Source organism: Virgibacillus sp. LDC1 (assembly GCF_025792345.1).
Taxonomy (GTDB): domain Bacteria; phylum Bacillota; class Bacilli; order Paenibacillales; family Paenibacillaceae; genus Paenibacillus_AQ; species Paenibacillus_AQ lautus.
Genome location: NZ_JAOXLZ010000001.1, coordinates 1,675,794 through 1,701,333, shown reverse-complemented (window position 1 = coordinate 1,701,333; position 25,540 = coordinate 1,675,794). Strand labels below are relative to the sequence as shown.

Below are 25,540 nucleotides of genomic sequence, written 5' to 3'. Positions count from 1 at the left end.
ACCATCATTCAGAAAAGAATGAATTTTGTTATGTAACTTTTTTTGCTTTATTGGTGTTTACTAAGTTGAAGGAAATAACCTCCATGCAAGAAAAGGGACGGAAAAGTGAAGATGTTGATATGGGATTAAATGGTGTTTGAGTAAATGAATAATGAAGAAACTGAGCATACGATTCTTATGACACAAGTGGAGATCTTAATGAGATGGCATCGTTAATGAGTGCTAGGTCGCCATTAAAAAATGTAAGGGGAAGGGGCTGGGCATATACACACCTTTTATATCCGTTTAACATAGACTTACTTATTGCATTGATTGAATAAAAACTTAGGGAGTAACTACTCGCTCTAATAAACAGAAAATTAACTGTCGGACTTGTTTATCGAATGACGTCGATCCTCTTAGGCACTATGAGTATAGATTAAAGTCGTATTCATATCGGAAGGCCGAGCTGCTCCATTAACTTGGCAAGATCGGCAGCCTTGAAGTCATTCAACGTAATAGATCGAGGCCAGAAGTCTGAGAATTTCTTTCAAAAGTAATTATAATTTTGAACAGTCTCGTCCGTTGTTTGATTGGATTACGATCTTTAATGAAATGAGGAAAACCCTGCCAGCGATGAAGCCAGCAGGGTTTTGGTATTGAGGGAGTGAATTGGGGAAACATCACTCAATATGAGTATAGCCGCTCACCACTGATTTATACCTTCGTGTATATGCGGCTTTTTTGCTTGAGGGTCATTTTTTGTACGAAGTCCCATTCTCTCTTCCTCGAACACTACCAATACCGGTATGCGTGTCGATATCTGTTACCCTCATCATGTCCGATCCCATTGTATTGTTTTAACCAATGAATTTAATCAGTTGGGTTCATCCATTGCTATTCCCTTTAACAGCAGCTTGATCGCATTGACATGCAGGGCTGCGTATTCGTCCCCGCTTAATTTTGGCATCGTTAGGCAGAGCTGCGTCGCTCCAGACAATGTGGACATCACAGTAAAACTCAACGTTTCGATATCTTCTTGAATGAAGACGCCCTGGTCAATCCCTGTTTGCAGCAATTGTCTTATTGCACGATAGGCTGCTTCTGTAATTTCTCTCAATGTAGCCAATGCCTCGGATTCGCTGGATAGTGTTTTGGCATACTCTTCGAGTGCAGGGAGTAAGGGACTTTCACAATCTCTTCCGAATAAATCAGCCATTGCGATCAACTGTTCGCTTGGAGACGTGGATTGCTCGGCCGAACGAAGCCACTTTTGTGACATTTGTTCGGCATGCTGGGCCAGCAATTGGAGAAAGAGCACCTCTTTATTTCTAAAATGATGATACAGGTTGCCTTTACTCATCTGCGTCGAAGCACATATGTCGTCCATTGTGGTCCGATCATAACCTTTTTCAATAAATAATAACTTAGCATGGTGTAAAATAATCGTTTTTGCTTCTTCTGCCGGCAATCGTCTTCTGGTCATAAAGCTCCCCCGGGAACCTTACGAACGGTTCCTTTTATATTTAAAAAACTGAAAAACGCCATATGAGACAACGATAGCAAAAATCCCAAAGAATGCAAACGGCATATTCAGCGTGTGGCGATAAACAATACTTTGCAGCCCCATGTTTTCTACCGTAGATGCCCCATATGACCAAATGGTTGTATTAAAAATATTTGTGGCAAAGTGGATTCCGATGGGAGCAGCCAGACCATTGGTGTGATAAGTAACGATTCCCAGAAAGAATGCCCCCAACAGGTAATAAAGCGGTCCCCAAATTCCGTAACTTAGCATCTCAGGGTTAAAGCCATGGACCAGGGCAAAGGTCAGGGATGTGATGAGGATGGACCAGAAAGCTCCGCCTCTTAATGATCTGAACATACGGTACATATAGCCTCTGAACAAAATTTCTTCAGCAGCGCTTTGAACCAAAATCAAAGGAGTGACAATAATGAATACGCCTAACCACGGCAGCGGATCGAAATGAAGCGTAAAGGCTTGAGGATGAACGTTTATATCGATAATCAAGTAGAGGATAAGGGCTAAAAAATACAATGAAAAATAAATCGCAAACTTTCGGAAGTCGAACCTTTTGCCTTCAAACAGAAATGTGCGAAAACGAATCTTGAAGAAATATCTAGTGATAAGAAAGACTCCGAGAATCAGGAAACAAAATGACAAAAAAAGCGTGATAAAGCTAGGTAAGCCTGCGCGGGTAGCGGGAATCATAATATTCGTTAGTTCTAACCACATTAACGTGCCGCCTTGCCAAATCACAAAAATGAGGATGAATCCTGCTAAAGATTTAAAGCTGAGTGGGATCGGCGGTTGAAGGCCATATTTCTTTACCATGACATGCACCTATCTCTCTTTTATAATACCGACTATTTAGTCGGTAGTTACAATATAAATGTTTAATAAATATCTGTCAAGATTGAACAAGATCGGGTGGTTGCAATCGGTAATGGATTTATAAGCCTACACTGTGTTTTTATCCGTGAGCCCAATGTTGAAGTTAACTGAAAAAAAACAGCCTGACCTCGAATGAGGATGGACTGCTTTTTCAGTAATGGCATCTCCCTAAAGAGAATATGAGTTACTTCAGTGTCACAATAGGTACATGCTGGCCTCCTCAGATGCAACTGGCGGGGGAGCCTGCGGGGTACTAGGTGTTTTCCCTAGTCCGATATAAGCGGTAATGACCGTAACAGTCAATAGCAGAACAGTTAATAGCAGAACTGCGAGATTCGTGCGAATCCATTTCTTCATAAATGATGTCTCCTTGCCTATTAGATTTGCCTCTTAACGATCGGCGGCTGAGCCCAGTATGGCAAAGGAGTTGTCACACCCACAAGTTGCATTTTGTCATCCATGACATGCAGCCACTTTGAAAGAGACATGTGACAATTCGGCACTAGGTTTATTGACAAGGGAGGCATTAAAATACCTGTAAGGGCGATGAATCCTTGCCCAAAGCCATTAGAACTGGAGTGTGAACATCATCGCTTTCTTACAAGATATCGTTATCCATTACGGTTATATTGCCATCTTCCTATGCCTTGCGCTTGGCATTATTGGTTTGCCTGTGCCTGATGAGGTTCTTATGACGATGGTTGGCTATCTTTCGTCAATGGGGCTGCTTGATTTCCCGGTATCCCTTGTGATCAGCGTCCTCGGGGCTATGAGTGGTATGCTCTGCAGTTACGCCCTTGGGCGGAAGTTCGGCAAGCCGTTGCTGTGGAAGTATGGAAAATGGGTCAGGTTCACGACCAAGAGGATAGAGAAAACAGAGAGCTGGTTCGAGCGTTACGGCCCCTGGGCGATATGCATCGGTTACTATATCCCAGGGCTCCGCCATCTGACCTGTTATCTGGCAGGGATGAGCGCCATGAACCCACTGAAATATATACTCTACTCGGGCTTGGGAGCCATGTGCTGGTGTGCGATTTTTATTTCAATTGGGTATTTTCTAGGGGGAAATATTGATTTTTCGGATTATGATGGTTCTATTTTGGGGTTGTTTTTCTCTTGAGAATCGAGGGCTTTCAACAGAGCTAAATACTTGCCGTTACAGATTGCGTGAAGAACCTTATCCTAAGTAGTGACAAGTTTTGTGAAAAGGTAGTTGGAGGCGATTCAGAGACTCTCTTACCTCCGGGCCGGAGGTTCATGCGCTTACTGCCGTTTATAGTCCTGGATGATGGTGTCCATCACGCTTAAAAATCCACAACACTACTGCATTTTACATTCCCCTCCATGACGTTCATTGTAGCATGGAGAACAAATTGGTTTCTCGATGTTTATTCTCCTATCGGCGGAGAAATACGTACAAAAGCAACCGATCACGTTGATCGGCTGCCTTCTTGTTTTTATTGAGCCCCGTTAGCTGAATGACCTGTCTGTAAACTATGGTACGGTTCACCGTACCGCTAAAGCCGCGAAATCCCTGAAACCTTAAAGAAGGCAGTAGGAGATTCGTTTTCTTTGTTCCAATTGTGCTGCAAATATTTCGTTTAAACTGTATTTGAGAAATCTTTTATTATTCACCCTTTAGATTTCCTGTAAGATGATGATATGAGAAAAATATTATCTTTCATGGATTGGGGTATATTCGCTCTTCGTTTATACCATTATATTTTGCTGCTGTCCCGGGTTTTGGCAGTAAATGAATTTTCGAACCGAACGTTATTGAACGTAATCTGGCTGTGCATAGCTCTTGTCGTCCCGTTGCTGTTTTGGTTTCCTGGGCGCCGGATGAACAAAGTCTGGTTTTGCATACTGGAGCTATTGCTTGGCGGTTCTTATTATGTGAATTCTGTCATTCATCCGGATCTGACTTCAAAAGCGGACTATTTACTGCCGAGTCTTACAATGGGGTACTTATTGACTAAGCAAACCCTTTGGATCATTCCCGTAGTTGTTTTCATTCCTTTTTCCTTTCAGTCTTACCTAAGATTATCTTGGGAGAAAACCCTAAGTATCGGAGCAGACAATCTGCTGTTCTGCTTCATCGGCATATGGGCAAGCTTCGTCGCCAATGCATATGATCAGAAGAATAAACTGGTAGCCGAAGTGGAGCAGCAAAATAAGTTGTTAACTCACTACACGGCTGAGATCGAGAAAATGACTTTGCTTGAAGAGCGCAACCGCATGTCCAAGGAACTTCATGATACACTGGGGCATTCCTTTATCTCACTCATTCTGAGTCTTGATGCTTCTATTGCCCTTATGGATAGCAAGCCTGCCGAGGCCAAAGATCGGTTATTTCGCTTAAGAACATTGGCTGAGAAAAATCTGGACGAAATGAGAAACATCGTACACGAGATGGGGGAAGAAGAGGAATCAAGTCTGATCCAACAGGTTGAATCCCTTGTGGTCCGTTTCCGGGAGCACACGGGTACGGCCCTGACTTTGAGTCTGCCGGAGACAGAGCGGTCCATACGTTTTGAAGTACGGCAAGCGGTCCTTCGGGTCATCCAGGAATCCTTTACAAACGCACTAAAACATGGAAAAGCATCTCAACTGCATCTGGAGCTTAGATTTTCTGAGAGCAATCTGCAATTGTCCGTTCGAAATGACGGTATACCGATCGACAAGCTAAATTATGGCTTCGGCTTGACCACGATGAATCATCGGGTCGAGCGGTTGGGTGGCAGCCTACACCTAACATCTGGAGAGGGAACTCCAGCGATAACCGAAGTCAGATGCGAAATCCCGCTGAAAGGAGTGATTCCACATGGTGAAAATTAAAGTGCTGCTTGCTGATGATCAAGAGTTAATTCTCGAGAGCTTACATATCGTCCTGTCCATGGAAGAAGATTTGGAAATTGTCGGTTTAGCCAAGAATGGGGAAGAAGCAATGAAGGGCTGCGAGCAGTTTATGCCGGATATTGTGTTGATGGATATCAATATGCCAATCATGGATGGCGTTGCCGCAACGGCCCTGATTAAGGAACGAATACCTGCAACCAAAATCATCATGCTGACTTCCTATAAGGAAGTAGAATATGTGTTAGCGGCGTTAAGCTATGGAGCAGAAGGTTATCTGCTCAAAGCTCTTCATCCCAAAGACCTGGCTGCAGGCATACGGGTGGTTCAGGCGGGAGGGACTTTAATCTCGCAGGAAATGGCGAGTAAAATGATCAAGAGCATCAACAATGCCACCCCTGCGAAAAATAATGAATTCGGGCTCACTGCCCGTGAAATAGAAGTGCTGCATAAGCTGGCTTCTGGCCTGCGTAATCAAGACATTGCCGAGGCGCTGTATCTTAGTGAAGGGACGGTTAAAAATTATATCTCAACGATTTATTCGAAGCTGAATGTGAAAGGAAGGCGGGAGGCCACCCGTAAAGCCCGAGATTCGGGAATTATGGATCATTAAAAGTCGATCCCCAAGAAGCTGGTAACTTATTAGGGTTGCCGGCTTTTTTTGAATATAGCCATAGAATAAATTATGACAAAAGCGCACTGTCTCTTTATGACTTTTTCAGCCTATACTCATAGCATCAAACAACAGAAGAGGCGATAAGATATGAAGAAAAAAATGTCCAGAAATAAAGAACTTCTGAAGCAGAATGGCGGGAAGTTAAGTGCTTGGAGTTCATTTTGGCGCTTTCCTATCGTCTGGATGATTGCGGGGGCTATCGGCATTATTCTCATCGATACGTTATTCCGGCAGCTGTCAGCGCGAGTAGAGGGGACAGTTTCCCTTGTTTGTACACTAGTGATGGGATCTCTAGCCATCTTAGTTTATAAGCTCACGCTGACATACCTGGCCCGGCGGTCCACTCCAGAGATATCCAGACAGCGTGCAGGGATCGAAACGGTTCTGGGCGTACTAACCGGGGCGATTTTTATCACAGGGTCCGTTTTTATTATTATGGCTCTGGGAGGGTACTCCTTTCAGTGGGCAAGTTCTGCGGATACGAGTTCTGTTCTAATCTCCTCCCTTGAAGCAGCTTTAGGAGCAGCCATTGTCGAGGAACTTATCTTTCGTGGACTTATGTTTCAAGCCATTGCTCAATTGGGGGGAAGACCGCTCGCGCTTGCTGTGACCTCTCTATTCTTTGGAGTTGCCCATCTTGGAAATCCAGGGGCAACATTATGGAGCGCGTTCGCCATAGTCCTGGAAGCGGGTGTTCTGCTCGGGGCCGCCTTCTTGTGGCGGCGGAACTTGTGGTTTACCATGGGACTGCATTTTGCATGGAACGCCATTGAAGGCTTGCTTGGCATTCCTGTTTCTGGACACCCTGCTGCCGGTCTCTTTACCGTAAAGGTGAATGGTGCCGCACTTCTCACAGGGGGCGACTTTGGACTCGAGGGCTCTATTGTTCCGGTTGTAGTCAGTCTTCTGATTTCCATTCCTATGCTAATTGGGACTGCACGGAAACGAGGGGATGTGGCCCGGAACCTTCCTGTATCAAAGTAAACGGCAGATGAATGAATGCAAACATCATTGCGGTTGATTGATTTGGTGATTTTCGGGTAGATGCCTGAACCTGTCTATACGAAAGTGATGTTGGACTTTGTCTGCAATCCCGTTGGTGGGCATTTATGTACATCCGAAGAGACATCGGATTGCCGAAGGGTTGATGTCGGGGGACAAGAACATAGTCCCATAGAGAGTCGCTATTTGAGCGGCTTTTTTATGTTATCGGTACAAGTTCTTGTCCCGAGCCAAGGACATGAACTTGTACCGACTGCTGTAAAGGACACAAACATAGTCCGATTCCCGATTAGATAATCATCTAACTATGTTTTTGATGCGGTTTCTTTGGTGTTACCGGGGACTCGAGACCTGCTTAAAATCGCAGAACATCCTTAATTCATAAGATTGCGGTACTGAATAGGCGTCAGACCTTCATTTCGTTTGAATTTACGAATAAAGTTAGTGGAATCAATATAACCAACCTCGTAGAGAATATCTTTCAGCGTAAGCTCAGTTGTTTTTAACAACTGCTTAGCCTCCTGCATTCGCAAGCAATCAATATAACGCATTAGGGGTTCACCGGTCTGGTTTTTGAAGAAGCGAGTAGCATAAGAAGCCGATATGCCGAACTGGTCAGCAATGCATTTTAGAGAGAGTGAGTGGTCTTTGTAGTTTTCCTCAATATATGCTTTAATCTCATCAAGCAGTTCTGTATTCCCGCTTTCTTTCTTACTGCTGGTGGTAATGCAGACTCGAAGGCAGATGTCAGTGATTAATCGCTCCAGCTCCTCAATCGTTTCCAGATGGGGAACGAATAGTTTACCTAATGTCTCGTTGGTTGCTTCATCAAGTTCGATCTCCAGCTCAATGAGCGTTTTGGCCACATTATTAACGATATCAAAGCAGATAAACAAAGCGACTTCCACACTCATGTTCTGATCACGGATGTATGTCATGGCTTTTTGAACCGCATCTGTCACCGCCAGTTGATCGCCCTGTCGAATGGATTTTACCAACTGATCCAAAATCTCAACAGGATAAGACCGCTTGGTTACATGGTTTTGGTCAATGTCAGGGTAATAAATGATCCGACAGCCGCCATGCATCAGCCGATAGCGCGCAGCATGGCTTGCTTCGATAAAGGACTGTGAAATCTGATTAACCTCCGGATAAGTGCATCCAACACCAATTGTGACGGTAAATCGGAAATAATGCCGGATGAGAGACATAACTTGTTCGGCGTATTGACGCAGAATAGCTTCTGTATCCTGGCCGTCTTTCAAATTCAATACGAAGACCATGCTGCGTCCGTCTAAGAGCTCTGCGCCGCAGCCTTGACCGATACCGTCGGCCCCTTCCTCCAGGACCCTTATGAGGCTGTCTTTAAGATGGCTTTGCATAGTGTCTGAATATTCTGCACAGAATGATTCATAATCATCGATATATAACAAAAAGACGGCAAAGAATGGATCATACATCGGCAGGTTTGCGGAATGCAGGTAGCTATTAATTTCTTCTCTAGTCTTGTATTTTCCCCGGATCAAAGAGAGTACGAATTGTTCCCGGAGTGAAATAGCTTGATGATGCAGCTGGTGGATCATCCCTTCATTTTCGCGGATCATATTTGCGACAGCGGTTGAGATAACATCCAGTTCGTCCTTTTTGCCTGACGGTGTAGGCAGCTGTGAAGCCGGATTTTGGGCAGCAATCACACCCATAAGCTTCTGAAGTGGTTTATAATTCCGAACCGATAGGGCAGTGGCTAAAGCCACACCGAAAATAAAGATGCCAAATACCGTCAGGTTATAAATGTCTTTTACTTGATCCACTTTATACATAATCTGATCCGATGGAAGGGCTGCGAGGTAGCGGTAGTTCCTTGCTGTGGAATCCTTTTTGGTAACCGTGTACTCCTGATTCTGGTAATGTATATGATTAATGCTCCAGGGGTTTTGGGTTCCGGGCATCATACCTGTTAAAGTATTCATCAGGCCGGCATCAGCTGTGCCGCGGTTATAGGTATAGAGATTCTGGCCCTGGTCACCCAAAATATACACGGAACCGTTATAATCGCCAAGGACATTAGCGGCAAGCTGGTTAAAAGATTTTTCAGGAATAAGAAACATGACTGTACCGTAAGGAGTATCGGCACTGGCTACCAATGGGACCGAATAAACGACATAGTTCTGTTCTGCAACCTGATTTACGAGCACCGCATCCATTGGACGCATGACTGGCGATAATATGGAAGCGCTATCAATTAGAAATTGATTTTGGTCCCAATTTTTAAAACGAAAGATATCGTTGAAAAAATGGTTAATATCATAGGTCCCGCTGGCGGCATAGAGGGTGTCTACTTTGCGGCTGTTATAATGGATGACAATATCCGAAATAAAACGGTTTGTGGTGAGGAACTGTTTCAATTCATCGATCGCTAGGTAGGCGCCGTAGCCTGTTGACGTTGTTTTAAAAGGAGTGAGATCTGTATGCTTCGAAATCTGATGCGCCATCCGGTCCATTTCTTGGATCCTCTGATCCAGGGCATTCCGGAACTGATCGAGTGAATTTATCATGGCGTGGCGGACTTCATCACGCATAGAACTTAATACCAGGTTGTATACTACACCGCTCATGATCGACAGAGAAATTACCGTTATTAATATGTATGACAAAAAATATCGGTAGAATCGCTGGCTTTTGATCATGCGCATCACAGCCTCCCGTCATAATAGATGAGGATACGGCAACGATCGGGAAGAGAGAGGCATCCCGATCGTCAGCTGTACCGTATAATTAATCCTGTTTATAACGATTATACGCATTCTTGTAAATTTCCATATAGCGCTCTAGGCCCATTTGGTTTATAGTGCTTACGTAGTTATCCCACTCATCGAAGGAGGCGCTGCCGGAAACAAATTTGGCTCTCATCTCCGTTACGTAGCTGTTGATGTCTGCTCCCAGCGTGCCCATATCCTCATTTTCCTCGGCTGTAAAAGAGAAGGCGGGCCATACTTCTTCAGGAACATATGGATCGTATTTTTCAGCGGTTTTAACTGCTTCCGGCCGGCTCTCCGCACCCTTGAAAAATTTCTCTTGGACAACATTCGGATAACCGCCGCCAGGCCATACAACATACTTAATCAATGCTTGCTCGAATGTAAGTCCGCTCGGGTTCTTGGTGATTTCATCCGAATATTCAAACTGTCCGTCTGCCGTGACATGATAAGATTTTCCTTCAAAGCCCATGAAGAACATTTTGCTGCCTTCCTCACCGTACAGGTAGTCAATCCAGCGAACCGTTTCAATCGGGTTTGGATTTTTGTCGGTAATGACAAAAGCACCAGGAGTAGCAAGGGGTGAACCGATTGCAGCCCAGATTTGGTCGCCATGCGGCCCTTTTAATGCGGTGGCTCCAATATAATCATCCTGGTTCATCAAAGTATAAGGACTTGTCGTTATGGTTGCTCCATAAACACCTTCCGCACCCTTAGCATAATATTGATTAGCTTGGACAGTAAAAACGTCCTCGCCGATCAATTTTTCCTTATACAGCTTGTTCATGTACTCCAACATTTCTTTATATTTCGGGTCGGTTGGAATAAAGCGGAGTTCTTCGGTTCCCGGCTGGAGATCTACATTGGCATTACGGATTCCGTGATTGCTGAGGCCCCAAGAGCCCTTTAAATAGTTCATCAGGCTATCGACGCCGACACCCATGTAAGGAATTTCGTCCTGTTGTCCGTTTTTGTTCGGATCCTTTTCTTTAAAAGCTTTCAGCATGTTGTAAAAATCATCCGTCGTTTGAGGCTCCTTCAGGCCAAGTTCATCCAGCCAGCTATGTTTGACCCACATTTTTGCAGAAGAGAGCACAGATTTAAATTCGGGGTCGTAAACGCCAGGGAAGGAGTAGATGTTGCCGTCCGGCATCGTAAGTCCTTTTTTTACGTCAGGGTATTTTTCTAAAAGCGCTTTCATATTTGGTGCATGTTGATCGATTAAATCATTGAGTTTGATGAAAATGCCCTGTTGACCATATTTCTGAAGATCAGCCAGCGGAATGCCTGCCGTGAAAAAGGCGTGCGGATAATCGCCGCCAGCAAGCAAAATGTTACGCTTTTCCGTCATCGTGTCATTCGGAACCATTTCCCATTCGACTTTGATGTTGGTCATTTTTTCATATTCCTGCCATAGCATTGTCGTGTTCCAATCGGGTGCCGTGGTCGGCGCCTTGCCGGCAATCATCTTCAACGTGATGGGTTCCTTAACAATCGGCAGACCCGTTGGGTTAAAGTTGCTTGAAGCTTCTGGAGCTTCTCCCTCCGCAGGTCCATCAGAACCTCCGCCGCTGCAGCCCGCCAGGATGGAAAAAGACATGATGGCAGCCAGCGATACTTTGAGACCGGATTGAAACAGATTCATGGACTTTCTCATAATACGCCCCCTTAATATATGAATAAAGATTGAATAAAGGTTTAACCTTTGATAGCTCCGATGACCATGCCTTTAACAAAATAGCGCTGAAGAAATGGATACAGTAGTAAAATGGGCAGATTGGCCACAATGACAAGTGCGTATTTGATCGACTCCGCCTCCATAATCGTTTTGGCTAGCGACTCCTCACTAGTCTGGATCATATCTTGCATATTGCTCTGAATTAGAATTTCTCTAAGAAAAAGCTGAAGCGGGTATTTGTCCCTCTCTGTCAGATAGATTAATGCACTGAAGAAGGAGTTCCAGTGAGCAACACTGTAAAAAAGGGTCATGACAGCCAAAATCGGCATCGAGAGAGGTAGGATGATTCTCAGCAAAATTTTGAAGTTACCGCAGCCGTCAATTTGGGCCGATTCCTGAATTTCAAATGGAATGCTCTGCTGGAAGAAGGTGCGCATAATAATGATATTCCAGACAGCCACCGCATTAGGGATAATCAGTGCCCACATCGTGTTGGTCATCCCGAGGTCCTTAACGATCAGATAAGTTGGAATTAAACCGCCGCTAAAGAACATGGTGAAAACAAAAAGCGCAGTGAAGATATTCCGCCCGCGAAAATCTTTTCGCGACAGGGGATAGGCAGCCAAAATGGTCATTCCAACATTCACGATCGTGCCTGCAACGGTATAGAGAATGGTGTTCATATAACCGTTCAGAATTTCCTTGTTCGCAAATACTTTTTCATAACCCGTGAAATTTATTTCCTTGGGCAGAAGCCATACCTCTCCTTTCACAACGGCAGCCGGGTTGCTGATAGACGCAACGGCCACAAAGATGAGAGGGTACAGGACAATGATCAGTACGATGGCCAGAAGAATATAGTTGATGATGTCAAAGAGGCGGTCGCCCGCAGATTCCTTTACCATAGGCTTGTTTGTCCCACCTTTTTGGATATGAAGTTGACCGTTACGAGCAAAATGAAGTTTATAATCGAATTAAACAGTCCGATGGCAGCAGAGAAGCTGTACTGGGCGCCTAAAATCCCGCTTCGGTACACATATGTCGCGATAACATCTGAGCTGTCCCGGTTAAGATCATTTTGCATAAGGAAGACTTTCTCAAACCCTATAGCCATAATGGAGCCGACATTCATAATAAGCAAAATGATAATAGTTGGCATAATGCCTGGCAGATTGATGTGCCATATTCGTTTTAAACGAGAGGCGCCGTCCACCTTGGCTGCTTCATGAAGCTGCGGATCGATGCCGGTTAGGGCGGCTAAATAAATGATGGAACTCCAGCCCATGGATTGCCAGACACCTGAAAAGACATAAATGGTCTTGAACCATCCGGGTTGAGTCATGAAGGCAACCGGGTCACCGCCAAACAATCGGATGATCGTATTGATCATACCGGAATTCGGATCCAGGAAGATGAATAGCATACCGACAAGCACGACAGTAGACAAAAAGTGGGGGGCATAGGTTACCGTTTGAATGGTCTTTTTAAAGCGCTTACTTCTTACCTCGTTGATCATGAGTGCCAGCAGAATAGGGACAGGGAAGCCCACCGCTAGCTCATAAAGCCCAATCTCCAGGGTGTTCATAATCAATCTCTCAAAATAGTAGCTGTCAAAAAAGCGTTCAAAATGTTTAAAGCCTACCCAAGGACTGTCGGTAATCCCTTTTGATGCGATGAAGTCTTTAAAGGCGATCTGCACTCCATACATGGGTACATAATGAAAAATAATGTAATATACCACAACAGGAAGGATGAGCAGATACAGCTCCCAGTTCTTCCAGAGCGTTCTGGCACGGGAGAGGGAGCGGGCGGCAGCCGGCTTTTCTTGGTGTGGTTGTTGCACTTCAGTTTTAATCAAAAACCTCATCACCTCCTTCTCCTGGTTTCAAAATGTGTCGAGTTATTGAAAATTAATGTACAGGAGATTGTTTTTTTTGTACATCTGCAGTAATTTCGGTATCGGCTTTTCTTTACAACTGACATGAATTTATGGTGAAAAACAAAAAAATAAGGTCATGTTGAATGAAAGTGATCATATTCGAAAAAAAGTTGTTGACCTTGGTTTGATCAGTGTGATAGATCGACTGATTCGCCGCTGAGATATGGTGAACAAAATAAAGTATCCAACAAATTGTTTGTGAAGTGCCGATTACCAGACAAGTGTAGTTGAGCAAGAGAATATTCTCTTAGTTAAACTCGTGATGGCGGGTATCGTAAAGGAGAAGACTTGTCCATGAAAAACTCAAAGATTTAAAATACGTACCGGAGTATAACCCTGACGGCGAAAAAGAGGTCGCTAAGTTAGCGGCTTTTTTATTTTATAGGCTGGTATTATGCAATACCAATATCGTTCATCAGCAGTCATCGCAGAACACTCTGATTCAGGGAACAACGGCTTATTACCTTACGTCGAGCAACTTGATGGAAAACCGAGTGATAAATCGATTGATCATAGCAAACAAACACGCCATTTGTAATATCTTTGACTTTGACTATCTTTGACATATCATAACTACCTTAAATGAAGAAATGCGGCTTTTTTGTTTTATCGGTACAAGTTCTTGTCCCGAGTTGAGGACAAGAACTTGTACCGATTGCCGTAATGGACCAGAACATGAGCCGATTACCGATTAGATAAGTATCTAACATTGTTTCCATGCAATCTCATTAAGCTAACGGGCAGGATAATTCAAAAGTTTCGCGAACACCCTAAATAATTATGGAATTTTTTGCGAATTTCGTGATTAAGACTAAGACGTTATGTGAAAAGCATGCAACGGTATAAAATCTAATTCTGAGGAAGATAATTCAATGAAGGCGAATAAACCCCTAAAGAGAAAATCCTTCGGTTTTATCGCACAAACAGATCAGATGGGAAGAAAAAAATTATTAGTTTACTTTAATGTGCCAGGTGTACAGTTTAGGTTACCTGGTGGAAATATTGATCCTGGAGAAAACGGCTGAAGAGGCTTTATATAGAGAGATGTTGGGAGAGTCTGGGTTGACTAACTTACTGATGATGAAGAAACTCGGAGTTTAATATTATTACAAGGAATTTATAGATTCAAATGTGGAACGACATGATTTTCTTGCTGCACCAGATAGAAAACCACCAGAAGAGTAGGAATATATTGGGACAGGTGAGCTGTGGTAAAGCGCATTGTCTCCCGTTCGAAAAAGGAAACGACTGTGCTCATTCAATTCAACGCCTTACCACAATGCTTCCCACTCGTGATTCCTAACGATATTTTCACCGGCACCTCTAAATATGTTAAAAAAGATGGTGAGAGCTGGTTTTGAAACGGAATTTGAAATATCTATTGTCCAGCCAGGGGTCTCGATATTAGAGATCACAAATCCTATGAAACAAATTATTCTTGCAACAGATGCTTACTTAAAAGATACTTATGGCATACGTCTTACATGTTATTTTAGTAATTAGAAGGTAAAAGCCAACGTCTAAACACAGACGAAACGGGCAGGTTAATTTAATCCTAATTCCTTCAAACTTAAAAGGTCGATTCAATAATTAATATTACAATGCTTATCATGAACAATCCAAGTGATGAGCATAAGATGCTCCAAAAAACATAGAAATAAATGTGGAAGGACTAGAACATGGTCCCATTGAAAGTCGCTATTTTAGCGGCTTTTTTGTTTTATCGGTACAAGTTCTTGTCCCGAGCCAAGGACAAGAACTTGTACCGATTGCCGTAAAGGACAAGAACATGGTCCGATTACCGATTAGATAAGTATCTAATTATGTTTCCATGCAATTTCATTAAGCTAACGGGCAGGTTAGTTTAATATCAGACCCTTCGAATCGTATCTTAATTAAGATGACTAATGGGGAAACATAGTCGAGCTGTTTAACATGGCGAGTATTACTTGTAAAGGAATGCAGCAATATACGGCCTTATTTCCTCCTTATAGAAAAAAAGGCTTCGGTTGAACTAGCTTTATCATTTATTACACCTCATCGTGTATAGATTTGTTTCTATGTTGCAGGTAATCAATGAATCTCTTGACGGCAAGTGATGCTGTTTTTTTATCTCTCATTGCTAGTCCTATCTTACGGTAAGCGGGTATATCCAGTTCTTTCGTTATAATTCGGTATGGAATACGTTGCAGTATAAGCTCTGGCAAAATACTGATTCCCAATCCACTTTCAATCATGGACATAATGGCATAATCATCCCATGTTGTAAAATGTACATTGGGTTTAATGTTACATTTTTCAAAAATCTCCGATATTTCAGCTTTAGCGCCTTTTTCTAAAAGCATGAAGGGATAATCACATAACGCTATTACAGGAAAATGTTCACAGTCGGCCATGGGGTGATCTTCTGGCAAAATGACTAGTAATCTATCCTGCTCCAAAAAAATTGTTTCAAACTCTGGGTTTGTCGGTAGCCGAATAAATCCACAATCCACGCGCCCCTCCAAGATCCAGCTTTCTATTTCGGTATAGTCTCCCAATAATAGCTCATAATCAATATTAGGATAGTCTTTTTGGAACTCCTTGATAATCTTAGGAAGCCAATGCGTTGCCACACTGGAGAACGTTCCAATCCGAATTAACCCGGATTGCAAACCGTTTAGTTCGTCTACCTGAGTTTGTAATTTCTCAAATTCGTTACATACGCTTTGAGCAAAAGGCAACAACTTTAACCCATCAGAAGTCAAACGAACACCAGCACGACCACGTTCAAGAAGTGACACTTGCCATTCCTTTTCTAAATCGTTAATCATGCGGCTGATCCCGGACTGAGAATAATTCAGCACTCCTGCAGCCTTAGTAAAGCTGCCATATTCGACGGTTTTGATAAAAGCCCTATATTTTTGAATATTCATATCCATATTTATTTGTCCTCTTTTCATTTGTTTTTGTCATACTTAACATAATAAATATTCGTTTTTGTTATCTTTAAATATATGATAATCTACCTATGTTGAAAAAACAAATGATGATAACTCATTGTTTAAGATCAAAAAGAAAGCAGGAATCTAAATTGAAGGAAAAACTATATTTTATGTTCTCGATGATTATCTTCGGCGCAGTAGGCGTATTCGCAAAATATATTGACCTGTCTTCAAGTAAAATTGCGTTCTTTCTAAGTCTAATTGGAGCAGTATTTCTACTTATTATTTTTGTATTTAAGAAAATGAAAGTATCGTGGGACCTTGTACGCACAAACGTCTTAGTTCTTTTGATTGCAGGTATAGCACTAAGCGGGAACTGGATTTTTTTATTTCAAGCGTATAAGGAAACAACAATAGCCAATGCGGCATTAAGTTATTATTTTGCACCTGTCTTGGTAATTATGTTTTCACCTTTTGTGTTAAAAGAAAAATTATCGCTTAAAAAGGTAATGTGTATCGTTGTTGCATTATTAGGATTATTTCTAATACTGCAAAACAGTACAGGGGGTAGCACCGGAAATCATTTGCTTGGAATCGGTTATGGACTGATCCAGCAGGGTTTTACGCCGTGTTAACCCTGGCAAACAAATTTATTCGGGGTCTGGATGGCCTGACCATTACACTTTTACAACTTGGTTTATCGGTTTTGCTATTATTCCCCTTAGTGTTACTCACCGAAGGATTTAATTTTTCTTCTCTCACTGGGAAGTCGATTTTTGTTTTGCTTTTACTAGGTATTCTTCATGGTGGAATTGGATTTTACATGTTCTTTGCAGGAATGAAAGGATTAAAGGCACAAAGTATTGCCGTATTGAGCTATGTTGATCCACTTACTTCACTGCTGATTTCAGCCTTTATCATCAGAGAGGGAATGTCTGTGCAACAACTGATTGGCGCTGCTTTGCTATTAGGTTCCATTTGGATAGGCGAGTCAAGGTCTTCAAGGTCAAACAATGAATAATGAAGAGATATACGGCAATAATACATCTGGTATTGTTATGTATAATATGATTATTATTCGCTATTGTAATTAATTTAAGAATGATAAACTAACTGATGCAGAAAACTTTAAGTGAAAGGATGCATTAATCATGTTTTTTATCAGTGATATTTATACAAGTGCACCATCTGAGTATACGACGGTATTACAAGAAAAAACGTACCGTACCTTGCAAGAATTGCAGATTTCGTTTGAACGTGTAGATACAGACGAGGCAATTACAATGGAAGACTGTGTTCAGATCAACAAAAAGATGAATATGAAGATGGTCAAAACTTTATTTCTTTGCAACCGACAGCAAACAGCATTTTACCTGTTCATCACGGCAGGTGATAAGTCTTTTAAGGCAAAGGAGTTTAGCAATGCATTAGGAGTTTCCCGAGTTTCATTTGCTCCTTCGGATTTAATGGAAAATATGCTAGGAACGAAAATCGGCGCGGCAACGGTATTTGGTGCATTACTTGACAAACAAAATGAGATACAAATTGTTCTTGATAAGGATATTACCTATGAGGAATGGTATGGATGTAGTGATGGTACAACCACAGGTTATATGAAAATTAAAACAGAAGAAATTATTCACAGATTTCTGCCTTTCGTGAAGCATATCCCATCTATTGTTGAGGTGTAACATGGGACTATATCAGAATAGGATTGTTGTAAAGGTTGGAACTTCCACACTGACAAATGAAATAGGACAAAACGACTTGCGTTCTTTTGATCGTCTTGCCTGTGTATTGTCTGATGTTCATAATATGGGCTATGAGATTATCTTAGTATCCTCCGGAGCAATTGCCATAGGTTCAAATAAGCTTCAAATGAAAACGCGGCCTACTTCCATGCGATTGAAGCAGGCTGCGGCGGCGGTGGGACAGTGCAGTATAATGTTTTTGTATGATAAATTTTTTAATGATTACGATAAGACCATAGCGCAAATCCTCCTAAATGCTGAAGATATTGAAATCGAGGAAAAAAAAGAGAATTTGACAAACACTTTTGATGCTTTACTTGAGATGGGTATCATTTCAGTTGTGAACGAGAATGACTCCGTTAGTTATTCCGAAATCGAGTCTGAAGACAGGTTATTTGGCGATAACGATATGCTTTCAGCTATTGTTGCCGTATTATGTAGAGCTCAAAAACTTGTTATTCTATCCGATATTGACGGTTTTTACGACAATGATCCTCGGTTACATGCTGACGCAAAGCTTATAGAACGGATATACACTATTGATGAGAAAATACAATCATTAGCAGGAGGATCTGGCTCCCGCCGGGGTAGAGGCGGCATGAGAACAAAGTTACAAGCAGCACAGTTGGCAACCATGCAGGGGATTGACACGATCATTACCAATGGCAAGAATCCATCTGCTCTGTATGACATTATTAAAGGAGCGAATGTGGGTACGCTGTTTTTAGGAAATCACTCAAAGCGATAGTTCATGAGATTTATCTTATCAATTTAGCTCCCTCGGTAAGAAAGGAAAACAAAATTGAAACTATCAAAGACACAAGCAAATTTGGCTTTAATCATTGTGGCATTTTTGTGGGGAACAAGTTTTACCTTTATCAAGCAAGCCATTGCTGCAGGGATGCCTCCGGGATTGATTAATTCTCTCCGGGGGTTGATTTTTACTTTACTCATATATCTATTCTTTTTCAGAATCATCAATAAAATGACTCGTACTGAATTTCGAGTAGGCGTTTTTGCTGGATTAATCAATTGCATTGTTCTTCAGTTGCAGTCTTCTGGTCTCAAGTTTACAACACCTAGTCATAGTGCTTTTTTAACAGCTATGTATGTTGTTATACTTCCTTTTGTTACATGGCTTATATTTCGAAAGAAACCTGCTAAAAAAAGTTATATTTCAATTGTGCTATGTCTCGTAGGAATGGCATATTTAACTGGAGTAATTGATGATGGATTTCATGTCCAGTTAGGGGATTGGCTTTCTGTCTTAGCCGCTTTAGCCTTATCCTTTCAGATTGTATATTATGGACATTTTGCCACTGGTGCACGACCTCAAATCGTTGCGTTTATGTTAGGAATGACTCAATTAATTGTGAGCGGGGTTTATTCGTTAATATTTGAAAGTGAAGGTTACGAATTTATTGATTGGTCACACGCAGTAATACCCCTAATAATATTAGGGGTAAGTGCTTCGTTCGTAGCACAAACGTTACAGATATATAGCCAAAAATACACTGATGTGATTACAACCGGATTAATTTTAATGACTGAATCATTATTTGCGAGTGTTGTATCCATTGCTTTTGGAATTGAACATCTAACAAATAGATTAATAGTCGGAGGGATATTTATTATTACTGGGTTATTGATCATACAGTTTAATATTCAATGGTTAAAGATAAAAGTAAACAAAAATACAAGTTAAGAAAGATAGATAGTACGTTAATTTTCATCACAGAAAATTGCGTTAAACTAACGGAAGACGATAGTTAAACGATCCAGGAGCAGTTCGCCACCGCGGCAACCGCTCCTTTGTTCAGTGAAGTAACTGGCAGGATAGTTGAAACTTGGAACTAACAGGAGTCCCTCTGGAATGGGAACTCCTGTATTGTTTTTTCTCGGAATTTAAGAGCTAGTGTTTCTTCGATTAGATGTATTCGTTCAGGTAAAATTCAGGCGAATTTATGGTATTATTCAGCATGGCTTTTAGCCAGGTTCATATTCTCGTTTTAGACTGTGGGGAGTGATGTGACAAATGACAAAAGGAGTAAAATAAACATGATGGAAATGATTGAATTATGGTTTAAACAATACGGATACCTGGTCTTACTGATAGGATTGCCTTTAGATTTTATAGCACTGCCTATTCCACCTGGAAATACTACGTTAACGTATACTGGATATTTATCCTTTAAAAACGTATTGGATGTTGTACCAGCTTTTTTTATGGCATTAGCAGGGGCGATAGGAGGGATTACAATTACGTACTGCATTGGCTATAAGTTGGGGGCTCCCCTAATAGAACGCTATGGTGGATTGTTGCTTTTAAAGCCCTCTTCTATACAGAAGGTCCGTCATTATTATAATAAATACGGAGATAGACTGTTGCTTATCGGTTTTTTTATTCCAGGGATTCGGCAATTTATCGGATATTTCATTGGCGTTATTCGCGTCCCTTTCCGTAATGTTATTCTCTATGCGTATACAGGGGCTTGCCTATGGGTGATTGTATTTTTTTCGATTGGTTATTTATTCGGAGATCAATGGAATTCTGTATTCGATCTTGTGGAAAATTATATTAAAATAATATTTATTGGAGTAGGATGTATCTTCGGCGGCTATCTCATTCTGATTTGGCTTAAGCGTCGTAAAATGAGTCAACACAAAAATCGTTTCGGTGGAGGCGAACAATAATGGATTGTAGATTGCTCCTGGTAGATGACGAGACAGGGCTGTTGGATATGTTGAATTACCTTTTAACAAAAGAGGGCTTTAAGGACGTTACTTTTGCTACTACGGCCCAAGAAGCGCTTGATTGTGTACATGCAATGAATTTTGATCTAATCGTGCTAGATATTATGTTGCCCGATTTGGATGGTTTCGAACTGTGTCGGCGTCTACGCGAAGTGACGAGCGTACCGATTTTATTCTTGACGGCGCGGACTCTGGATATGGATAAAATTATGGGACTTACTATCGGTGGCGACGATTATATTACTAAGCCGTTTAATCCATTAGAGGTAGTAGCGAGAATTAAAGCTCAATTACGCCGTAAAAATATGTCAGATCGAAAAAAAACCAACAATGAAGTATACGATTTTGGGGCCTTTCAATTGTATAAGCAAGAGGGAAGATTAATGGTGAACCGGCAGGAAATCAACTGTCCGGCCAAAGAGTTTGAATTATTGCTGTTTCTGTGCGAGAATCCAAATCAAATATTCAGTGTATCACACCTATACGAGCGAATTTGGGGAATGGAAAGCTTTGGAGAAGAGAATACGGTGATGGTTCATATCCGACGGTTACGCCAAAAAATCGAAATAAATCCAAATGATCCGAAATGGATTGTCAACATTAGGGGAATGGGCTATAAGCTCCTTAGCTCGCCGAAGGGGTCAAACTAGTGAGTCTTCAAAAGAAATTAATGTTTCATTATGTTGCAGTTATCGTGGCAGTCATGCTATTTTCGTATGTCGCGTCTTCCATTACTCTTTTAATGTTGTTCGGTTTTGACATAAGTTTTTTCGGAGAAAGGCTGGCGTGGTCAGGATTATTTGATGACTCATTTATATTATCTGTTTTTCTTCTGTCTTTTTCTTTGTTTTTTTTCGGAACAACCTTTATGTATGGTCGCAAGCTGAGTGAGCCCCTGTTTTTTTACCTGAATTGGATTGAACGACTATCACAGGGGAATTATTTCGCTTTAGAAATGCCGAGATCGAGAAGAAATAAATCACCGATGGGATTTCGTCTCTTTCACGAGTTGACCGAAAAAATGAAGCAACTATCCGATCGTTTGTCCGCGAGCGAGAACGAACGAATGGTTCTGGAGAACTTACGCCGAGATTGGACTTCAGGCGTGACGCATGACTTGAAAACACCACTTTCTTATATTCAGGGATATTCGACGATGTTGCTATCCGATGAGCACCAATGGACCATTCAAGAACAGAGGAAGTTTATAGCGATTATACAGGAGAAAGCCGATCATATGCACCGTCTTATCGAAGATTTAAGCGATGCATTCCGATTTGAGAGCGGTGCTGTACGACCGACTATGAAACGAACAGATATCGTTTCGTTCGCGATAAAAGTTATAGAAGATATACGTCAACTACCCGCAGCCCGGAAGCAGCAAATTCGATTCGAGGTGGCTGAAGAATCTATATATTACGAGTTTGACGAAAAGTTAATAGGGAGAGCATTGGTCAATCTATTGATAAATGCTGTTCTTCATAACCCGCCTGAAACGATCATAACTATGACCGTGCAAAGGAACAATTATTTGTGTATTACGATTTCTGATAATGGTATCGGGATGAATGAAAATGAGAAAAACAACCTCTTTCAGCGATACTATCGCGGGACGTCAACGGAAGCACCTATTGGCGGTACAGGACTCGGCATGGCGATAGCAGAACGGTTTATCGCAGCGCACCACGGCATGATCAACATTCAAAGCGCGCCAGGGGAAGGGACTGCAGTTACAATCCTTCTTCCGTTATGATCGGCTTTCGAGAATAACGTTCCGTAAGGCAAACGCAGGAAGACAGGATGCTATGCATTCTGGCCAACAAAGAAGAAAATTCCTCCGATAATAACGATTACGATAAACCATTTCATTGCGACTGATAAGCTAGGTGTTGGACCGTCTTGCAAAATCTTAATGCCTAGAGGCGTCAACGCAACGCAAAGACCAATCACGGCAACTAAAGTGTCCCAACTGGTGCCTTTGAGAACTCCTAAACTGTGTATCCCCATTAATCCCAACGCGATTGAGTAGGGTAGATTGAGTGTGCGAGAACGGAAAGCGCCGATCGCAAGAACGAACCATCCAATCATGCCGGAAAACAGGATTGTAGCGATAACATAAAATCCCTGGTAATTATATGCGTAAGATTCACTTATAAAAGTAGTTGCGAGCTCTAAGCCTTGGAATTGAACTAGCCAATAAGCAAGATTATCCACACCGGCATGATACATGCGCGCAAAGAGTCCCATAATCGCGAGGATGCCGCCCCATAAAGCCCATCCTGGCTTTTTTGCGCCTATTAGCCTGACAAGTGCAAGGATACCAGGCCACATAACAATAATGCCGGCTGCGAATAATCCATAGGACGCCGCCATCAGTGTCGGTTGCTCTTTAAAGGCTGCAAGTTGATCAGGATAGTAAAAGTGGTACTTTACCCTGAGAAGTTCCCCGGCAAGAAGAAGAATCGGCCCCAGTACCAGCGACAATCCTCCAATCCATCTACCTGGAAACCAGCTTTCTGCATTGATTTTTTCATTTGGTGAAACAATACTCTTCATCTAAATTCTCCTTCTTGTAAATTAATTGTGCTTCTCACTTGCTATTACTAAAATAAGCTTTAAAATTAAATTCTCAATTAAGGACAGCTAAATGGACTCGAAATTTTACATGAACATAACCTGAACATGGTTATCATAACAACCGATATAATGGAAAGTTAAATCGATTGATTGTTAAGCTATCTGGGAACGATAGCTGGAACAATATAACACGGCAGCCACCCAAACGTCGGCTGCCGTTGTTTATTGAAGTAAAGGGCAGGATAGTTGAATAGAGGGAGGCTTAACTTAGTTGGGAGTAGGAGCTTGCTAACGATCGTCCTTACTATAGTTAAGAGTTAATACTCAACTTAGCGCCGATCGAGTGTTGTCTATTTTCCGTACTTGGAGAACCAATCGGCACACAGGTTAATTACATCGCTCGGCTTCTTGTTTGAATCCCACAAGTACGCATTTTATGAATAATCATATGCTTTTTTGACGAGTGCGACCAAGGGCTAACTCTCACGAGCACGATCAAAAAAGGGGCTCTCGTTCCAATAACTCCCGTCGAAAATCACTGACTGTCCTTGTCAGCAATTATTGTGTACACTTGAATCAGGAGGCGATTCATGTGGTAAAAAAATCGAGTGACTTGCCGGTTATGTCCTTTGCCGATCCACTGTCTTTTGAGAGTTGGCTCGACGATAATTATACCTCACCCGGCATCCGATTACAGATTGCGAAAAAAAATTCCGGCGTCGTTACGATTTCATATAACGAAGCGCTCGATGTTGCCTTATGTTACGGATGGGTTGACAGTCAGAAAGAAGCGTTAGATGAGAAAACATGGCTGCAGCGGTTCACTCCGCGCGGGGCCAAGAGCATCTGGTCGAAAGTCAATAAAGATAAAACCGAACAGCTGATTACAACAGGGCGAATGAAGACTCCCGGATATCAGGCAATTGAAGTGGCCAAAAAGAACGGGAACTGGGATAAAGCCTACGAATCTCAAAGCATCGCCTCGCTGCCTGAGGACTTCGCGATCGAGTTGGAGCGCAATGCCCAGGCTAAGGCGTTCTACGATACGCTCGACAGACAAAATAAATATTCAATCGGATTTCGAATTAACAACGCCAAAAAACAAGAAACCCGAGAGAAGCGGATCCGGCAGTTCATCCAGATGCTTGAGAAAGGCGAAAAAATATATCCTTAACGCCCTTGATATATCCAACTCATCAAAGGAAGGTATGGCGAACGATGTCCAAAGCAGACCATATGCTGTCCATTCTGTGGTTACTCCGGTCAGGTAGACGAATGACCGCTAAGCAGCTCGCGAACGAGCTGGAGATCCATCTTCGTACGGTATACCGATACATCGATTCGTTGTGTGCCAGCGGGGTCCCCATTATAGCGGACTCAGGGCCAAACGGAGGTTATCGAATACTCAATCGGTTCACGGAGTCCCCCCTAATGTTCGATATGGAAGAGCAAAAGGCGCTAGCTCACGCTTCAACGTTCGCTCACGAGACGGGTTACCCGTTCAAAGATGAGCTCAATCGGGCGATTAACAAGCTGAAGCGCTATACGAACGAAGAGCAGCTTGATCAAATCGAGCGCCATATGGAAGGTATCACCATCATTAATCCGCCAATCGAAGAGATGCCAAGGAATTGGCTTCGGATTTTGGAAGATGCGGCTGCTGGGGGCAGATCTGTGGAGATCGTGTACGACAACGGCAAGCGAGAGACCCCTAGCATCCGCGAAATCGACCCTTACAGCATTGTACATTGGAAAGGGAGTTGGTATGCCGTCGGGTATTGCAACCTTCGGAAGGCGATACGCAGCTTCAGGGTGGATCGCATTTCCCGAATCACACTGCGTGATCGTTATTTCGAGCGGCCTTCCGAGTTCTCTGCAAAAGATTTTCTGCTGCTCAACTTGCTGCCAGGCGCTTCGGATTCAGAATCTCTCTTAACAGTGAAGATCCGGGGCTATGAGCAGGCGCTGGATCTCTTATGCCAGCATTGGCTATTCAGCCATACGCTTGTCGAACGTAAAGAGGGACAGGCCTTATTCAAGCTTAGCCTGTCTTCTTTGGAATCCTATGTTCCTTACTTTCTTCTCCCTTACGGGAAATCGCTGGTCATTCTCGAACCGGACATGCTTATTGAAAGGCTAGTGGAAGTAAGTCGCGATATTGCGGCACATTACGAATCGATGCTATCGGTTCGAATCCCAGATAGCAAAGGATGAACGATGTGAACAAATACG

23 protein-coding genes are annotated in these 25,540 nt (G+C 42.4%); 15 read left to right on the top strand and 8 right to left on the bottom strand.

Features of this window, described 5'->3' with window-relative positions; all coding sequences use genetic code 11:
* Nucleotides 1-856 precede the first annotated feature (856 nt).
* Nucleotides 857-1,465: a TetR/AcrR family transcriptional regulator gene (locus OHJ21_RS07680; RefSeq protein WP_100537126.1), complete on the bottom strand. Its 609-nt coding sequence runs from the start codon at nucleotides 1,463-1,465 to the stop codon at nucleotides 857-859.
* 18 nt (nucleotides 1,466-1,483) lie between these two features.
* A complete protein-coding gene (locus tag OHJ21_RS07675; RefSeq protein WP_100537125.1) occupies nucleotides 1,484-2,335 on the bottom strand; it encodes a CPBP family intramembrane glutamic endopeptidase in 852 nt (283 codons plus the stop codon).
* Between the two features lie 649 nt (nucleotides 2,336-2,984).
* On the opposite strand from OHJ21_RS07675, the gene OHJ21_RS07670 reads away from it, so the two are divergent.
* From OHJ21_RS07670 to OHJ21_RS07655, 4 genes are all read left to right on the top strand, one after another.
* Nucleotides 2,985-3,515, top strand: coding sequence for a DedA family protein (locus tag OHJ21_RS07670; protein ID WP_100539373.1), 531 nt, complete (start codon nucleotides 2,985-2,987; stop codon nucleotides 3,513-3,515).
* Nucleotides 3,516-4,057: 542 nt separating this feature from the next.
* On the top strand, nucleotides 4,058-5,233 hold the full coding sequence (locus OHJ21_RS07665) for a sensor histidine kinase (RefSeq protein ID WP_486019708.1): 1,176 nt from the start codon (nucleotides 4,058-4,060) through the stop codon (nucleotides 5,231-5,233).
* Nucleotides 5,220-5,864: a response regulator gene (locus OHJ21_RS07660; RefSeq protein WP_100537124.1), complete on the top strand. Its 645-nt coding sequence runs from the start codon at nucleotides 5,220-5,222 to the stop codon at nucleotides 5,862-5,864. Before OHJ21_RS07665 ends, OHJ21_RS07660 begins: the two co-directional genes overlap by 14 nt.
* A gap of 150 nt (nucleotides 5,865-6,014) precedes the next feature.
* Complete coding sequence (locus OHJ21_RS07655) at nucleotides 6,015-6,911, top strand: CPBP family intramembrane glutamic endopeptidase (protein ID WP_100537123.1); 897 nt, start codon at nucleotides 6,015-6,017, stop codon at nucleotides 6,909-6,911.
* A 392-nt stretch (nucleotides 6,912-7,303) separates the two neighbouring features.
* Here OHJ21_RS07655 and OHJ21_RS07650 read toward each other — a convergent pair whose 3' ends face one another.
* The 4 genes from OHJ21_RS07650 to OHJ21_RS07635 all read right to left on the bottom strand — a co-directional run bounded on the left by OHJ21_RS07650 (nucleotide 7,304) and on the right by OHJ21_RS07635 (nucleotide 13,230).
* A complete protein-coding gene (locus OHJ21_RS07650) occupies nucleotides 7,304-9,616 on the bottom strand; it encodes a helix-turn-helix domain-containing protein (protein WP_165789635.1) in 2,313 nt (770 codons plus the stop codon).
* Between the two features lie 88 nt (nucleotides 9,617-9,704).
* Nucleotides 9,705-11,342, bottom strand: a complete 1,638-nt coding sequence (locus OHJ21_RS07645) for an extracellular solute-binding protein (RefSeq protein WP_486019707.1) — start codon at nucleotides 11,340-11,342, stop codon at nucleotides 9,705-9,707.
* A gap of 41 nt (nucleotides 11,343-11,383) precedes the next feature.
* Nucleotides 11,384-12,268, bottom strand: a complete 885-nt coding sequence (locus OHJ21_RS07640) for a carbohydrate ABC transporter permease (RefSeq protein WP_100537121.1) — start codon at nucleotides 12,266-12,268, stop codon at nucleotides 11,384-11,386.
* Nucleotides 12,262-13,230: an ABC transporter permease gene (locus OHJ21_RS07635; RefSeq protein WP_326118410.1), complete on the bottom strand. Its 969-nt coding sequence runs from the start codon at nucleotides 13,228-13,230 to the stop codon at nucleotides 12,262-12,264. The genes OHJ21_RS07640 and OHJ21_RS07635 overlap by 7 nt, the downstream gene beginning before the upstream one ends.
* Before the next feature lie 944 nt (nucleotides 13,231-14,174).
* Here OHJ21_RS07635 and OHJ21_RS07630 point away from each other — a divergent pair.
* On the top strand, nucleotides 14,175-14,327 hold the full coding sequence (locus OHJ21_RS07630; protein ID WP_165789634.1) for a hypothetical protein: 153 nt from the start codon (nucleotides 14,175-14,177) through the stop codon (nucleotides 14,325-14,327).
* Nucleotides 14,328-15,332: 1,005 nt separating this feature from the next.
* Here OHJ21_RS07630 and OHJ21_RS07625 read toward each other — a convergent pair.
* Nucleotides 15,333-16,217, bottom strand: coding sequence for a LysR family transcriptional regulator (locus tag OHJ21_RS07625; RefSeq protein WP_207797499.1), 885 nt, complete (start codon nucleotides 16,215-16,217; stop codon nucleotides 15,333-15,335).
* Between the two features lie 158 nt (nucleotides 16,218-16,375).
* Between OHJ21_RS07625 and OHJ21_RS07620 the strand changes: the two genes are divergently transcribed.
* From OHJ21_RS07620 to OHJ21_RS07585, 8 genes are all read left to right on the top strand, one after another.
* On the top strand, nucleotides 16,376-16,861 hold the full coding sequence (locus tag OHJ21_RS07620) for a DMT family transporter (protein WP_486019706.1): 486 nt from the start codon (nucleotides 16,376-16,378) through the stop codon (nucleotides 16,859-16,861).
* Nucleotides 16,855-17,247 carry an EamA family transporter gene (locus OHJ21_RS07615; RefSeq protein WP_486019705.1) on the top strand — a complete coding sequence of 131 codons (393 nt, stop codon included), beginning with the start codon at nucleotides 16,855-16,857 and terminating at the stop codon, nucleotides 17,245-17,247. The genes OHJ21_RS07620 and OHJ21_RS07615 overlap by 7 nt, the downstream gene beginning before the upstream one ends.
* Nucleotides 17,248-17,377: 130 nt before the next feature.
* Nucleotides 17,378-17,917 carry a prolyl-tRNA synthetase associated domain-containing protein gene (locus OHJ21_RS07610; protein WP_100537118.1) on the top strand — a complete coding sequence of 180 codons (540 nt, stop codon included), beginning with the start codon at nucleotides 17,378-17,380 and terminating at the stop codon, nucleotides 17,915-17,917.
* Between the two features lies 1 nt (nucleotide 17,918).
* Nucleotides 17,919-18,725: a glutamate 5-kinase gene (gene proB, locus OHJ21_RS07605; RefSeq protein ID WP_486019704.1), complete on the top strand. Its 807-nt coding sequence runs from the start codon at nucleotides 17,919-17,921 to the stop codon at nucleotides 18,723-18,725.
* Between the two features lie 54 nt (nucleotides 18,726-18,779).
* On the top strand, nucleotides 18,780-19,682 hold the full coding sequence (locus OHJ21_RS07600) for a DMT family transporter (protein ID WP_100537116.1): 903 nt from the start codon (nucleotides 18,780-18,782) through the stop codon (nucleotides 19,680-19,682).
* 353 nt (nucleotides 19,683-20,035) lie between these two features.
* Nucleotides 20,036-20,671, top strand: coding sequence for a DedA family protein (locus OHJ21_RS07595; RefSeq protein WP_326118389.1), 636 nt, complete (start codon nucleotides 20,036-20,038; stop codon nucleotides 20,669-20,671).
* Nucleotides 20,671-21,381, top strand: a complete 711-nt coding sequence (locus OHJ21_RS07590) for a response regulator transcription factor (RefSeq protein ID WP_100537115.1) — start codon at nucleotides 20,671-20,673, stop codon at nucleotides 21,379-21,381. The genes OHJ21_RS07595 and OHJ21_RS07590 overlap by 1 nt, the downstream gene beginning before the upstream one ends.
* A complete protein-coding gene (locus OHJ21_RS07585; RefSeq protein WP_100537114.1) occupies nucleotides 21,381-22,484 on the top strand; it encodes a sensor histidine kinase in 1,104 nt (367 codons plus the stop codon). Before OHJ21_RS07590 ends, OHJ21_RS07585 begins: the two co-directional genes overlap by 1 nt.
* A 50-nt stretch (nucleotides 22,485-22,534) precedes the next feature.
* Here OHJ21_RS07585 and OHJ21_RS07580 read toward each other — a convergent pair whose 3' ends face one another.
* Nucleotides 22,535-23,287: a hypothetical protein gene (locus tag OHJ21_RS07580; protein WP_243390683.1), complete on the bottom strand. Its 753-nt coding sequence runs from the start codon at nucleotides 23,285-23,287 to the stop codon at nucleotides 22,535-22,537.
* 613 nt (nucleotides 23,288-23,900) lie between these two features.
* Here OHJ21_RS07580 and OHJ21_RS07575 point away from each other — a divergent pair.
* Together OHJ21_RS07575 and OHJ21_RS07570 are read left to right on the top strand one after the other, a co-directional pair.
* Nucleotides 23,901-24,482 carry a YdeI/OmpD-associated family protein gene (locus OHJ21_RS07575; RefSeq protein ID WP_486019703.1) on the top strand — a complete coding sequence of 194 codons (582 nt, stop codon included), beginning with the start codon at nucleotides 23,901-23,903 and terminating at the stop codon, nucleotides 24,480-24,482.
* A 44-nt stretch (nucleotides 24,483-24,526) separates the two neighbouring features.
* The gene (locus OHJ21_RS07570; RefSeq protein WP_486019702.1) at nucleotides 24,527-25,522 is read left to right on the top strand and encodes a helix-turn-helix transcriptional regulator; all 996 of its coding nucleotides are present in this window, start codon (nucleotides 24,527-24,529) and stop codon (nucleotides 25,520-25,522) included.
* Nucleotides 25,523-25,540: the final 18 nt, after the last annotated feature.